The sequence below is a fragment of the Microbacterium sp. NPDC057741 genome, assembly GCF_042798735.1.
In the GTDB taxonomy this organism is placed as follows: Bacteria; Actinomycetota; Actinomycetes; order Actinomycetales; family Microbacteriaceae; genus Microbacterium.
This window is the reverse complement of record NZ_JBHVJW010000001.1, coordinates 642,695-656,521: the sequence shown is the minus strand read 5'-3', so window position 1 is coordinate 656,521 and position 13,827 is coordinate 642,695. Positions and strand designations below refer to the sequence as shown.

The 13,827-nt window shown below is 69.3% G+C and carries 10 protein-coding genes; 5 read left to right on the top strand and 5 right to left on the bottom strand.

Features of this window, described 5'->3' with window-relative positions; all coding sequences use genetic code 11:
• Positions 1 to 15: 15 nt before the first annotated feature.
• From glgB to glgX, 3 genes are all read right to left on the bottom strand, one after another.
• On the bottom strand, positions 16 to 2,223 hold the full coding sequence (gene glgB, locus ACFVDO_RS03230) for a 1,4-alpha-glucan branching protein GlgB (protein ID WP_378859802.1): 2,208 nt from the start codon (positions 2,221 to 2,223) through the stop codon (positions 16 to 18).
• On the bottom strand, positions 2,220 to 4,295 hold the full coding sequence (locus ACFVDO_RS03225) for a maltotransferase domain-containing protein (RefSeq protein ID WP_378859801.1): 2,076 nt from the start codon (positions 4,293 to 4,295) through the stop codon (positions 2,220 to 2,222). The genes glgB and ACFVDO_RS03225 overlap by 4 nt, the downstream gene beginning before the upstream one ends.
• Before the next feature lie 78 nt (positions 4,296 to 4,373).
• Positions 4,374 to 6,443, bottom strand: coding sequence for a glycogen debranching protein GlgX (glgX, locus tag ACFVDO_RS03220; protein ID WP_378859800.1), 2,070 nt, complete (start codon positions 6,441 to 6,443; stop codon positions 4,374 to 4,376).
• 104 nt (positions 6,444 to 6,547) lie between these two features.
• Here glgX and ACFVDO_RS03215 point away from each other — a divergent pair, with 104 nt between their 5' ends.
• The 3 genes from ACFVDO_RS03215 to ACFVDO_RS03205 all read left to right on the top strand — a co-directional run bounded on the left by ACFVDO_RS03215 (position 6,548) and on the right by ACFVDO_RS03205 (position 9,524).
• Positions 6,548 to 7,717: a cysteine desulfurase family protein gene (locus tag ACFVDO_RS03215; RefSeq protein ID WP_378859799.1), complete on the top strand. Its 1,170-nt coding sequence runs from the start codon at positions 6,548 to 6,550 to the stop codon at positions 7,715 to 7,717.
• A 174-nt stretch (positions 7,718 to 7,891) separates the two neighbouring features.
• Positions 7,892 to 8,989: a tRNA 2-thiouridine(34) synthase MnmA gene (mnmA, locus tag ACFVDO_RS03210; RefSeq protein ID WP_378859798.1), complete on the top strand. Its 1,098-nt coding sequence runs from the start codon at positions 7,892 to 7,894 to the stop codon at positions 8,987 to 8,989.
• Position 8,990: 1 nt separating this feature from the next.
• The gene (locus tag ACFVDO_RS03205; protein ID WP_378859797.1) at positions 8,991 to 9,524 is read left to right on the top strand and encodes a barstar family protein; all 534 of its coding nucleotides are present in this window, start codon (positions 8,991 to 8,993) and stop codon (positions 9,522 to 9,524) included.
• Positions 9,525 to 9,568: 44 nt separating this feature from the next.
• Here ACFVDO_RS03205 and ACFVDO_RS03200 read toward each other — a convergent pair whose 3' ends face one another.
• Together ACFVDO_RS03200 and ACFVDO_RS03195 are read right to left on the bottom strand one after the other, a co-directional pair.
• Positions 9,569 to 10,378, bottom strand: coding sequence for an aminoglycoside phosphotransferase family protein (locus ACFVDO_RS03200; protein ID WP_378859796.1), 810 nt, complete (start codon positions 10,376 to 10,378; stop codon positions 9,569 to 9,571).
• Between the two features lie 42 nt (positions 10,379 to 10,420).
• Positions 10,421 to 10,882, bottom strand: coding sequence for an NUDIX domain-containing protein (locus tag ACFVDO_RS03195; protein ID WP_378859795.1), 462 nt, complete (start codon positions 10,880 to 10,882; stop codon positions 10,421 to 10,423).
• Between the two features lie 62 nt (positions 10,883 to 10,944).
• Between ACFVDO_RS03195 and ligA the strand changes: the two genes are divergently transcribed.
• Both ligA and ACFVDO_RS03185 read left to right on the top strand, forming a co-directional pair.
• Complete coding sequence (ligA, locus tag ACFVDO_RS03190; RefSeq protein WP_378859794.1) at positions 10,945 to 13,263, top strand: NAD-dependent DNA ligase LigA; 2,319 nt, start codon at positions 10,945 to 10,947, stop codon at positions 13,261 to 13,263.
• A complete protein-coding gene (locus ACFVDO_RS03185; protein ID WP_378859793.1) occupies positions 13,256 to 13,786 on the top strand; it encodes an AAA family ATPase in 531 nt (176 codons plus the stop codon). The genes ligA and ACFVDO_RS03185 overlap by 8 nt, the downstream gene beginning before the upstream one ends.
• Positions 13,787 to 13,827 lie beyond the last annotated feature (41 nt).

Sequence of the window (13,827 nt, the reverse complement as noted above, 5' to 3'; positions counted from 1 at the left end):
CGGCCATCCGTCGTCTCAGCTGAACGTCGCCGCCGGCACGTGCGGGTCGCTCTGGTGGCGCAGCCAGATCGTCGACAGTGCGGGCAGTGTGATGGTGGCCACCGGCACGGCGCCCTCGCCCACAGGGTGAGCGGTGACGAGGCCGAGGTTCCCGCTCCCCGAGCCGCCGAACTCCGCAGCATCCGTGTTCAGCACCTCCTGCCAGACTCCGGGGAGCGGCAGGTCGAGGCGGTGGCCGGTCCGCTGGACCCCGGCGAAGTTGCTCACCACGACCAATCGACCGCCGTGTGCATCGCGGCGTTCGAACGCGACGATGCTCGGGTCCCAGGTCGGCGCGCCGAGGCGGGAGAACGAGGATCCGTCGTTGTCCCGCTCCCACAGTGGCGCCTGTGTGCGATAGGTGCGGTTGACAGCACCGACGAAGTCCAGCAGCTGCTGGTGGGAGGGCTGCTCGAGCAGCCACCAGTCCAGCTCCCGGTCCGGTGACCACTCGCCGATCTGCCCGAACTCCTGTCCCATGAACAGCAGCTTCTTGCCGGGGTGGCCCCACATGTACGCCAGGTAGGCGCGCACGTTCGCGAGCTTGTGGGCGTGGTCGCCGGGCATCCGGGAAACCAGGGTGCCCTTGCCGTGCACGACCTCGTCATGGCTGATGGGCAGCACGTAGTTCTCGCCGAAGGCGTACACGAATGAGAACGTCATCTCGCCCTCGTGGTGCGCACGGTGGATCGGATCCCGCTTCATGTACTCCAGCGAGTCGTTCATCCAGCCCATGTTCCACTTGAAGCCGAAGCCGAGACCGGCGGCCGTGGTGGGCGCGGTGACGCCGGGGAACGCCGTGGACTCCTCGGCGATCATGACGATGCCGGGGAAGCTGCGGTAGGCGGTCGCGTTCACTTCCTGCAGGAATCTGATCGCTTCGAGGTTCTCCCGCCCGCCATGCACGTTCGGCTCCCACTCGCCGTCGCGGCGGGAGTAGTCCAGGTAGAGCATGGATGCCACGGCGTCGACGCGCAGGCCGTCGATGTGGAACTCGCTCAGCCAGTACAGGGCGTTGGCGACGAGGAAGCCACGCACCTCGTTGCGGCCGTAGTCGAAGATCAGGGTGCCCCAGTCCTGGTGCTCCCCGCGCCGCGGATCCGGGTGCTCGTAGAGCGGCCTGCCGTCGAACCTCGCCAATGCGAAGTCGTCTTTGGGGAAGTGACCGGGCACCCAGTCCAGGATCACGCCGATGCCCGCCTGATGAAGCTGATCGATCAGAAACCGCAGGTCGTCAGGTGTCCCGTAGCGGCTCGTCGGCGCGTAATAGCCGGTGACCTGGTAGCCCCAGGAGCCGCCGAACGGATGCTCCGCGACCGGCATCAGCTCGACGTGCGTGAACCCGGCGGAGATGACGTGCTCGATGAGCGGCTGGGCGACGTCGCGATAGCTCATTCCGCCGCGCCACGAGCCCAGGTGCACCTCGTAGACCGACATGGGCTGGGCCACGGCGTGCGTCGCCGCGCGTCGTGTCATCCAGGCGCCGTCGGCCCAGGTGTAGGCGTCGAGGGTGACCACCGAGGCCGTGGCGGGCGGCACCTCGGCCGCCTGCGCCATCGGATCGGCCTTGAAGATCCACCTGCCGTCCGGCGTGAGCAGCTGGTACTTGTACGTGGTTCCGATCGTCAGGTCGGGGATGAACAGCTCCCAGACCCCGGAGGAGCCCATCGACCGCATCGCGTGGCCCTCGCCGTTCCAGCCGTTGAAATCGCCGGCCACGCGCACGGCCTGCGCATTCGGCGCCCACACCGCGAAGGCGACGCCGGTCTCGCCGTCGAGGATGCGGGGGTGCGCGCCGAGCACCTCCCAGAGCCGTTCGTGGCGCCCCTCGCCGATGAGATGCAGATCAACCTCGCCGAGCGTCGGGAGGTGCCGGTAGGGGTCTCCGTCGATGACCTCGTCCTGCCCCTCGTAGATCGTGGCCACGCGGTAGGGGGCGGGTGGGCCGCCATGCGTGCCCTCCCAGATGCCGTGCGCGACATGCTCGAGCGGAACGCGGTCGCCGTCGGCGAAGACGGCTGCGACGGACTCCGCCAGCGGACGGCGCACCCGGATGACGGTCGTGGCGCGGCCCGCGGCACCCGCCTTCGGGTGCGAGCCGAGCAGCGTATGCGGCTCGTGGTGCGCGCCGTGCGCGGTCTTCTCCCAGTCCGCCGAGACGGAGACGTCCTCGACATAGCTCATGATCGCTCCTTCACCCTCAGGATGTGCACCGGCTCAGCGAACGCGTCGAGTCGCACGTAGTCATGGTCGGTCCAGGTCCAGACCGCGCCGGTGAGGAGGTCCTCGACCTCGAAAGGGTCGCCGGGGGCGACGCCCCACAGCGTGGTGTCGAGGTGCACGGTGGTCTCCCGCACCGAGTGCGGGTCGACGTTGGCGACGACGATGATCGTGTCGTCGGCACCCGTGCCGGTGAAGGCCGCGTCGAGGTGCTTCGAGTAGACCAGGATCGCATCGTCGTCGCTCCAGTGGAACGAGATGTTGCGCAGCTGACGCAGCGCCGGATGCTCGCGACGGATGCCGTTCAGCTGGCGCAGCAGAGGAGCGAGCGAGTCGCCGCGCTCCTCGGCGCCGGCCCAGTCGCGCAGCTTGTACTCGTACTTCTCGTTGTCGATGTTCTCCTCGGAGCCGGGGCGGGCCACGTTCTCGAATAGCTCGTAGCCGGCGTACACGCCGTACAGCGGCGCTGCGGTCGCGGCCAGGCAGGCGCGGATGCGGTAGGCGGCTCGGCCGCCGTACTGCAGGTACTCCGTGAGGATGTCGGGGGTGTTGACGAACAGGTTCGGACGCATGTAGTGCGCGGTCGTGGTGGACACCGAGGTGAGGAACTCCTCGAGCTCCGCCTTCGTGTTGCGCCAGGTGAAGTACGAATAGCTCTGCTGGAAGCCCGCGGCCGCGAGCCCGCGCATCGGCGCGGGGCGGGTGAACGCCTCGGCGAGGAAGACGATGTCGGGGTGCTGGGCGTTCACGGTGCCGATCAGCCACTCCCAGAACCGCAGCGGCTTGGTGTGTGGGTTGTCGACGCGGAAGATGCGCACGCCCTGGGCGATCCAGTGCTCCACGACGCGCAGCACCTCGGCGTAGAGACCCTCGGGGTCGTTGTCGAAGTTCAGCGGATAGATGTCCTGGTACTTCTTCGGAGGGTTCTCAGCGTAGGCGATCGTGCCGTCCGGCAGGGTCGTGAACCACTCAGGGTGGGACTGCACCCAGGGATGGTCCGGAGCGGCCTGCAGCGCGAGATCGAGCGCGACCTCGATTCCGGCCTTGTTCGCGGCGCGCACGAAGGCACGGAAGTCGGCGAGGGTGCCGAGGTCGGGATGCACGGTGTCATGGCCGCCCTCGGCGGCGCCGATCGCCCAGGGAGATCCCGGGTCCGCGGGACCTGCGACGAGGGTGTTGTTCGGGCCCTTGCGGTGCGTGCGGCCGATCGGATGGATGGGCGGCAGGTAGAGCACTTCGAAGCCCATGTCGGCGACCGCCGGCAGGCGCTTGATCGCCGTGCGGAAGGTGCCGCTCACGATGCTGCCGTCCTTGCGGCGCTTCGCGCCCTCGGAGCGCGGGAAGAACTCGTACCAGGCCCCGGCTCCTGCGGCGGTCCGCTCGACGAGCAGCGTCTGCCATTCGGTGGACGCGGCGAGGGTCATGAGAGGCCGCTCGGCGAAGTGTGCCGCGAGTGCGGCATCGGATGCGACGGATGCGAGGATGCCGGCGTCGGCGTCCTCCAATCGCTTCGCCGCCGCTTTGATCGCGCGTCGCTCGGCTGCCGGCCGATCCTGCTCGCCCGAGGCGCGCGCGAGCAGTTGCACGCCGGCGATGCTCATGACCTCGAGGTCCACGCCCGCCTCGGCCTTGACCTCGGCGGCGTGCGCCCAGGTCGCGAAGTCGTCGGAGAAACCCTCGAACCGGAACGACCAGGTGCCCGAGGCGTCCAGCGCGATCGACGTCTGCCAGCCGTCGGTGCCGTCGTTCTGCGGGCTCAGCCGGTGCAGGCTCTCCTCGCCCTCCGGCGCACGCAGGCGGACATGCGCGCCGATGAGATCATGCCCCTCGCGGAATGCGACGACCCGGAACGGCACCACCTCGCCTGCGAAGGCCTTCGGAGAGAAGCCGCCAGGTGCGGCGGGCGACATGTCCGCGAGCGGGATGCGCCCGAGAAGCGTGCCTGGCGCGCCATCCTTCTGATCGGCGGCGGGCCGCAAGGGGATCTGTGCGGGGCTTCGGAGCACCGCCGGATTCGAGACAGAACGAGCAGCCACACCTTGAATGTACAGGCCACGGTGCCCGGCGGGTAGCTTTCGGATTCCGCGTGACGGCGAGGATCCGAAAGGACCGGATCACTCGATGCGGAACAACTGCATCGACGTTCCGGAGAGCGGAAGAACGTCGCCGGGTGCGTACCGGCGCAGGCTGTCGTCGGGCCGCTCATCCGCGCTCGACCAGAGCGAGACGAACGCCGTCGCCCCCTCGATCGAGTCCGGCAGGCGCACGTCGATCGGCGCCTCCGTCCCATGCACGATCAGCAGGATGCGGTTGGCCTCGGAGGTCTGCCCGCCGGTGGCCGCGACGTACTGCAGGGTGCGGTTGCGGGGGTCGTTCCACTGCTCGACCTCCATCGTCCCGCCGTCCTGATCGAACCAGTCCATCACCGAGGCCTCCGGCACGTGCTCGCCGAGACGTGCGTAGCGCGCCGGACGCAGTGCGGGGTTCTCGGCACGCAGCCGGGTGAGCAGCACGACGTGCTCGCGCAGGTCCTGCTGCCAGGGCTCGTGATCCCAGCCCAGCCAGGTCAATGCGGAGTCCTGACAGTAGGCGTTGTTGTTGCCGCGCTGCGTGCGCCCGAACTCGTCGCCGGCGGTGATCATCGGGATACCGGCCGAGAGCAGCAGCGTACCCATCAGGTTGCGCATCGCCTTGCGGCGGGCGGCCAGGATCGACGGATCATCCGTCGGCCCCTCGGCACCGTGGTTGAACGACCGGTTCATGTCGGCGCCGTCGTGGTTGTTCTCGCCGTTGGCCTCGTTGTGCTTCACGTCGTAGGAGACGAGGTCGTGCAGGGTGAACCCGTCGTGCGCGGTGACGAAGTTGATGCTCGCGAGAGGTCCGCGCTCCTCACTGTAGGTGTTCGCGGAGCCTGCGAGGCGGTTGGCGAAGCCGCCGATGCCCACCGGTGCGGATGCGCGGCGGGCGTAATCGATGTCGCTGAGCCAGAAGTTGCGGGCGCGGTCGCGGTAGCGGTCGTTCCACTCGCTCCAACCGGTGGGGAAGTTTCCGGTCTGCCAGCCGCCCATCCCGACGTCCCAGGGCTCTGCGATGAGCTTGACGTCCTGCAGCGCGGGATCTTCCGCGATCGCCTGCAGCAGCGGATGCTCGCGGGTGTACTCGTGATTGGCGTCACGCCCGAGCGCCGCGGCGAGGTCGAAGCGGAAGCCGTCGATCTGCATCTCCTGCGCCCAGTAGCGCAGCGAGTCCAGGACGAGGCGCGCAGCGGCATCCGTGGCCGTGTTCACGGTGTTGCCGACGCCGGTGGTGTCGATGTACGCGCCGTCGGCGGTCTGCCGGTAGTAGAGCGCGTTGTCGATGCCGCGGAAGCTCGAGCGGGGGCCGCCGAGGCCCTCCTCGCTGGTGTGGTTGTACACGACGTCGAGGATCACCTCGAGGCCGGCCTCGTGCAGCAGCCGCACCATGCCCTTGAACTCGGCGAGCACGGCCTCTGGTCCGCCCTTGCGCGCATCCTCGGTGGCGTAGGCGGTGTGCGGCGTGAAGAAGCTGAGCGTGTTGTAGCCCCAGTAGTTGGTGAGGCCCTTCTCGAGCAGCCGCGGCTCGGGTACGAAGGCGTGCACGGGCAGCAGCTCGATCGCGGTGATGCCGAGCGAGTGGAAGTACTCGATCATCGCGGGGTGCGCGAGGCCGGCGTAGGTGCCGTGCAGGGCGGGCGGCACTCCGGGGTGGCGCTTGGTCATTCCCTTGAGATGCCCCTCGTAGATCACGGTGCGATCCAGGGGGGTGTTCGGCTTCGCGACGCCGTTCCAGTCGAAGCCGTCGGCGATCACGACCGACCGCCATTCCTCGTAGCCGTCACCCTGGGCGAGGCCGCGGGCGTACGGGTCGAGCAGCAGGGTCTCCGAGTTGAAGGTGTTGCCGCGGCCGTGCGGACCGTCGACCCGCAGCGCATAGCGGATGCCTGGCTGCAGCAGGTCGGTGGTGACCTCCCACACCCCGCCGGGGCGGCGCTCGAGCGGGAGCTGTGCGGTCTCCCAGTCGAGGTCGGTGGCGTCGAAGATCACGAGCTCGATGGACGACGCGTTCTGCGACCAGATCCGCAGGGTGCCGACGCCGTCGTGGAGCCGGACGCCGAGGTCGTCGAGCGCGGCACCGCCGAGGGGCGTTCGGGACGTCGGGAGCATGGAGACAGCCTAGATGCCCAGGGGCCGCCGACATGAATCCGGATACCGCGCCGGATGAGCCTGGATCCCGCCCATGCGCGGCGCTCGGCTGGGAGGATGGAGGCATGCGCTTCTACCTCGACCACGCCGCCACGGCGCCGTTGCGCGCCGAGGCGCGGGATGCCTGGCTCGAGGCATCCTCGGTGGTGGGCAATGCGTCTTCCACCCACGGTGCGGGGCAGGACGCCCGCCGGCTCCTCGAGGAGTCGCGCGAGCGCACCGCCGCGGTGCTGGGCTGCGACCCGATCGAGGTCGTCTTCACCTCGGGTGGAACGGAGTCGATCAACACTGCTCTGCGCGGCCTGTGGTCGTCCCGTGCTCCGGGGACGACGGCGATCGTGCTGCCGGACGGCGAGCATCACGCGACGATGGACACGCTCGCGGCACTGGCCGGCGTCGGCGCCGACGTGCGTGCGGTGCCATTGGATGCTGCGGGCCGGATAGCGGTGGGTTCCTTCGCCGAGGCGCTGCCCGGAGCCGCGCTCGCAACGGCATTGGCTGCCAACAACGAGGTCGGCACGATCAACGACAGCGCGGGGCTTGCACAGGCATCGGCGGATGCCGGTGTGCCGCTGCACCTGGACGCCGTGGCCGCGTGGGGACACGTGCCGCTGTCGTTCCGCTCGCTGCGCGGCGAAGCTGCACCCGGGGTCGGTCTCGTCACGATGACTGTCGCCGGCCATAAACTCGGTGCGCCGGTGGGCATCGGTGCGCTCGTCGTCGCGCGGACCGCGCGCGTGTCCGCGCTGCTGCACGGCGGCGCTCAGCAGCGCGGGCTGCGCGCAGGGACGCAGGATGTCGCCGGCGCCGCAGCGTTCGCCGTCGCGCTCGAGCTCGCCGAGAGAGAGCGGGCGTCCGAGTCGGCGCGGCTGGTGGGGCTTCGTGATCGGCTGATCTCCGGCATCCGTGCAGCCGTGCCGCAGGCGGAGTTGCTCGGCGATCCCGTGGATCGGCTGCCCGGCAATGCGCACGTGCTGTTCCCGGGCGCGGTGGGGGAGAGCCTGCTGTTCCTGCTGGATATGGCCGGCGTCGCGGCATCCACCGGCTCGGCCTGTCAGGCCGGCGTCGCCGAGCCCTCGCACGTGGTCATGGCGCTCGGTCGCAGCGAGCAGGACGCCAGGAGCGTGCTGCGCTTCACACTGGGGCGCACGTCCACCGACGCCGATGTCGACGCAGTGCTCGCGGCGATCGGCGATGCGTACGCGAGGGCGTCCGCCTCGCGCCCCGCATCCTGAACGCAGTTCGTCGCGTGCCCGGATCCTGAGCGCAGTTCGTTCCGCGCCCCGGATCCTGAGCGCAGTTCGTCCCGTGCCCCGGATCCTGAGCGCAGTTCGTCCCGTGCCCCGGATCCTGAGCGAGCGAAGCGAGACGAAGGACGTACACAGCCACCCGCTCGTAGACTGGAACCCATGCGTATTCTGGCGGCGATGAGCGGAGGGGTCGACTCCGCGGTGGCGGCGGCCCGTGCGGTCGAGGCCGGCCACGACGTGGTCGGCGTGCACCTGGCGCTGTCGCGCGCCGGTGGCACGCTGCGCACCGGCAGTCGCGGATGCTGCACGATCGAGGACGCGATGGACGCCCGTCGAGCCGCAGACCTGCTCGGCATCCCGTTCTACGTCTGGGACTTCTCGGAGCGATTCCGCGATGACGTCATCGAGGACTTCATCTCGGAGTACAAGGCCGGCCGCACCCCGAACCCGTGTCTGCGCTGCAACGAGAAGATCAAGTTCGCCGCTCTGCTGGAGCGCGCGATCGAACTCGGCTTCGACGCGGTCTGCACCGGGCACTACGCGACGCTGGTGGACGGTGCAGACGGTCTCCAACTGCACCGCGCCTCGGACAACGCGAAGGATCAGTCATATGTCCTGGGTGTGCTCAACGCCGAGCAGATCGCGCACACCTACTTCCCGCTCGGCTCGACGCCGTCGAAGGCGCTGGTGCGCGCAGAGGCCGCGGAGCGCGGCCTGAGCGTCGCGCAGAAGCCGGACAGCCACGACATCTGCTTCATCCCCGACGGCGACACCCGAGGGTGGCTCGCCGAGAAGGTCGGCGCCGAGCAGGGCGAGATCCTCGATCGTGACGGTGAGGTCGTCGGCACGCACGACGGCGCGCACGCGTTCACGGTCGGCCAGCGCAAGGGCCTGCGCCTCGGCGTGCCCGCCGCCGACGGCAAGCCGCGGTTCGTGCTCGAGGTCCGACCGGTGTCGAACACGGTGGTCGTCGGCCCCAAGGAGGCCCTGGTGATCGCCGAGATCTCGGGGGAGCGGTTCTCCTGGGCCGGCGCCGCGCCCGCGGCATCCGAGTTCGACTGTGAGGTGCAGATCCGCGCCCACGCCGAGCCGGTTCCGGCACGCGCGTTCGTGACGGATGCCGGAGTGCGAGTCGTGCCCGAGGAACCGCTCGACGGCGTCGCCCCCGGGCAGAGCGCCGTGCTCTACGTGGGCACCCGCGTGCTCGGCCAGTTCACCATCGACACGACCGTGTCGGCCGTGCCCGTCGGCGCCTGAGATGGCCGTCTTCCCGCCGGATGCCGCATACAGCGGCGATCCTGTGTACCGGTTGATGGGCAACTCACCGGTCGTACTCTTCCGCGCTGTTCCTGTGCTCGCCGAGGCTGTGCGGATGCTGACCGAGCATGGCTGGCAGATCGTGCGGTTGGATGCCGCGCTTTGGCGGGATGTGTCCGGTTTTCACACGGCCGTCGCGTCCGCCCTGGACTTTCCTGACTACTATGGTCGGAACTTCAATGCGTTCGTCGACTGTCTGCGGGACGTCGTCGACCAGGACTACGGCTGGTCGGCCTCGTCCGAGGGTCTCGCCATGGTCTTCGAGCATTTCGACGAGTTCGCACGGTCGGATGCCGAGTCGGCGCACGCCGTCCTTGACATCCTGGCGGGGGCGTCGTGGGATGCCGCACTCTTCGGGCGGCGACTCATGGTGCTGGCCCAGTCGGGCGACCCGTGGATCTCCTTCGCCGGCGTCGGTGCCCGTCCCGTCGTCTGGAACGAGGCGGAGTGGCTCAACAGGAATCGGATCGACTGAGGCTGGGGAGCGCGTGACCGAACAGTGGCGCGCTGCGGTGGCGCTCAGCCCGCCAGCATCCGCAGCACGCGATCGGCCTGCGCCTCGGTGGTGCCCGGGGGATTCCGGCGGAATCCGCCGTTGCCCGGCAGCAGCATGATCAACCAGAAGATGGCCCAGTGCGTGCGCCACTCGGCGAGACGCTCGTGCTGCGCGCCGGAGAAGCCGACGGCGCGCACCAGGGCCTCGGGCTCATAGACGGTGCGGCCGGCGAGGTGCTCCACGTGATCGGCGAGTTCGAACGCCGGGTCGGAGAGTCCGCCGTCCTCGAAATCGACGAGTCTGCAGACGCTCCCGTCCCAGAGCACGTTGGCGGGGTTGAGATCGGCGATGCCCAGAACCGAGAGCTCGAACGGGGGCGCAGCCGTCTCCACGAGGAACTCGCGCGCGTCGCTGAGCGCGCGCTCGACGAGCAGCGGCGTCCTGGTGGCGCTCAGGTCATACGGCTCCGCCGCCCATTCCACGAGGTGCGTCCTCAGCGTCGAGGGCCCGAGGCGCCGCTCGCCGATTCCTGTCGCCGCGGCTGCGGCGTGCGGCACGCCATAGAGTCTCCGCAGTGCCGCGCCCAATGCCGCGAGCTGCTCCGCCGTCGCCGGCATGTCGCCGAGTGGGAGGCCGGGGATCCGCTCCATCACGATCTCCGGGGCGCCGTCCACCGTCTGCAGCCGCACCGGCCGAGGTGCCAGCCCAGGGGAATGAGTCGCGAGAAGTATGAGGCATGTCCACTCCCGGTCGGGCTCGCCTTCGTCCCAGCTGGTGAATCGCTTCCGCACCTCGGTCTCGGTGAGCGTCAGATCGTGGGTGTGCGTGGTCACGCCTCCACAGTAGGTGCTGTGCGATCAATCATGCCGCCCGAATCAACTGGGCGGGGTGACCACATCGCCCGTCCGCACATCCCGAGTCTTCTCGTCGAAGCGTCCGATGCGCTGCCAGTGGTCGAAGACGACCCGGCCCGTCGGGGGCATGGCGAGATCCGACAGATCAGCGCTGAGGGCGAACCAGCGCAGGGTGCCCTCCGTGGAGCTTGTCGGCGCGGCGACGCCTTTGGCGAGCCGCGCACTGAAGTAGTGCACGATCCTGGTCTCAGCACCCGTGTCTCTGGTGGCCGTGTACCGCAGGCGGAGGTTGCGCAGGTCCGCCTCGTGAAGGCCGACCTCCTCCGAGAGCTCTCGGAGCGCGGCGTCCCGTATGTCCTCGCTGGGCTCGACGTGTCCACCAATGCCGACCCACGAGTCCTCAATCACCCGCGAGCCCTCGCGATGCAGCAGCAGCACTCGCTCGTCGTCATGCAGGAACACTGCCGTCATCACCCGCGCCATCGGCTCAGAATAGTCGCGCGACGCGCCCGGCGGATGTCGGCGGGCGCTCGTAGACTCGATCCGTGCCGGAGAACATCTCGCTGGAAGACGCCCGCAACGAGGCCGAAGAGCTGACCACCCGCATCCTCGATGCGAAGGACGCCTATTACGGGCGCGACACCTCGCTCGTCGACGACTCAACCTACGACGGGTGGATGCGGCGGCTCGAAGAGCTCGAGCGCCTGCATCCTGAGCTGCAGGGGCAGGACTCGCCCACGCAGATGGTCGGCGCGGCCGAGGCGACAGGACTCGCCACGATCGAGCACGCCGAGCGGATGCTGAGCCTCGACAACGTCTTCTCCCTTGACGAGCTGCGCGACTGGGAGATAAAGACCAAGGCGGCCGCCGGTCGCGATGTCGCCTGGCTCACCGAACTGAAGATCGACGGCCTCGCGATCAACCTGCGCTACGAGAACGGTGTGCTCACCTCGGCGGCCACTCGCGGTGACGGACGCGTGGGCGAGATCGTCACCGAGAACGCCCTTCGCCTGGCGGACATCCCACCGCGCCTGAGCGGCACCGGTCATCCTTCCATCGTCGAGGTGCGCGGCGAGGTGTTCATCCCCGTGGTCGCGTTCGAGCGACTCAACGCCGCCCAGGCGTCGTTCCGTGACCGCGCGTACGCCGATGCGCTCGCGCGGTGGGAGGCGCGCTCCGGCGCGAAGAAGCCGTTCGACGAGGAGAAGGCTCGCGCCGCGGCCGCCCGACGCTTCCCGTCCTTCGCGAACCCGCGCAACGCCGCGAGCGGCGGCCTGCGCCAGCAGCTCGACAAGAAGGACGGCCTGGAGCTCGAGGCAGGGCTGCTGCGCACCGAGTCGCTGGCGCTGTACGTGCACGGCATCGGCGCGTGGGAGAACCCGCCTGTTGCCGCGCAGAGCGAGGTGTACGACCTGCTCGCGGAGTGGGGCCTGCCCACCAGTCCCCACACGAAGGTCTGTCGTTCGATCGATGAGGTCGCCGACTTCGTCGCCTACTTCGGCGAGCATCGGCACGACATCGAGCATGAGCTGGACGGCATCGTCGTCAAGGTCGACGAGCTCGAACTGCACGCCGAACTGGGCCAGACCAGCCGCGCGCCGCGCTGGGCGATCGCGTACAAGTACCCGCCGGAGGAGGTGCAGACCAAGCTGCTCGACATCGTCGTCTCGGTCGGGCGCACCGGCCGCGCCACGCCGTTCGCGGTGATGGAGCCGGCTCACGTGGCCGGATCGGTCGTGCGCCAGGCGACGCTGCACAACAAAGACGTCGTGAAGGCCAAAGGCGTGATGATCGGCGACACCGTCGTGCTGCGCAAGGCGGGCGATGTGATCCCCGAGGTGCTCGGCCCGGTGGTCGAGAAGCGCGACGGCACCGAGCGCGAGTTCGTCATGCCGGAGGGATGCCCTGAATGCGGGTCGATCCTCGCGCCGGCCAAGGAGGGCGACATCGACCTGCGCTGCCCGAACACCCGCTCCTGCCCCGCCCAGGTGCGCGGGCGCGTGGAGCACATCGGGTCGCGCGGCGCGCTGGATGTCGAGGCGCTCGGCGAGGTGACGGCGGCAGCGCTCACGCAGCCGAGTCACCCCTCCGTGCCTCCGCTCGACACCGAGGCGGGGCTGTTCTCGCTTGTGCTCGAAGACCTCGTGCCGATCTCCGTCGTCGTACGCGATTCCGAGACCGGGCTGCCGAAGGAGGACGACGACGGGATCGTGAAGACCCGCGCACCGTTCAGCCGCAACCCCACCGCCGACGAGAAGAAGGCGGGCGCGGAGGGACCCCAGCCGTCCTCGCAGGCGATCAAGCTCATCGCGGAGCTAGAGAAGGCCAAGACCAAGGAGCTGTGGCGGCTGTTGGTCTCCCTGAACATCCGCCACGTCGGTCCCGTCGCAGCGCGCGCACTCGCACAATGGTTCGGGTCGCTCGACGCGATCCGTGCTGCCAGCCGTGAAGAGCTCGCAGCGGTCGAGGGCGTCGGAGGCATCATCGCCGATTCGCTGCTCAGCTGGTTCGAGATCGACTGGCATCAGGACATCGTCCGTCAGTGGACGGATGCCGGCGTGCAGTGGTCGACGCCGGGCCACCCGGGACCGGGTGCGGCCGTCGCCGAGGGGGGTGTGCTCGACGGGCTGACCGTGGTCGCCACCGGCTCGCTCGACGGCTACACCCGCGAGGGCGCGCAGGAGGCGATCATCAAGGCCGGCGGCAAGGCGGCATCCTCGGTGTCGAAGAAGACAGACTTCGTCGCGGCCGGCCCTGGCGCGGGGTCGAAGCTCGCGAAGGCCGAGGATCTCGGAATCCGGGTTCTGGATGCCGCGCAGTTCCACCTGCTCGTCACCGAAGGGCCGGCTGCGCTGGATGCCTGACCGGCTCATCGTCCTGAACGGGATGGCCGGAGCCGGTAAGACGACCCTCGCACGTCCGCTCGCGGCCGCTCTCGGAGTACCGCTCGTCTCGAAGGACGCCATCAAGGAGGCCCTCGGCGACGCCGTCGACGTCCCACTGCCCACTCGTGCGGTCGGCGCGCTGGCGGCCGACGCGCTGTGGCGGATCACCGGGATGCTGAACGGCGCTGTGCTCGTGGAGTCCGTCTGGCTCGCCGGCCGCGACGAGGAGTGGTTCCGCCGCGGCTGGGAGTCGGTCGGCTCTCCGCGCGGCCTCGAGGTCTGGTGCGAGGCGCCCCGGGAGGTCATGCGCGAGCGTTATCTGATGCGCCCTCGGCACGCCGTGCACGACGATCAGGCACGCATCGATGAGTGGGAGGCCGCGGCGGATGTCGCCCGCCCGATGACAGGGTTCCCCGCGCTCCGTGTCGACACTTCCGGCCCCGTCGACGTCGCCGGACTCGCGAGCCTGATTCGACAGACGCCGTCCCTTGAGGACAGGTGACGAGGATGAACATCACGGCCCCGCCACTTCGACCTGGAGCG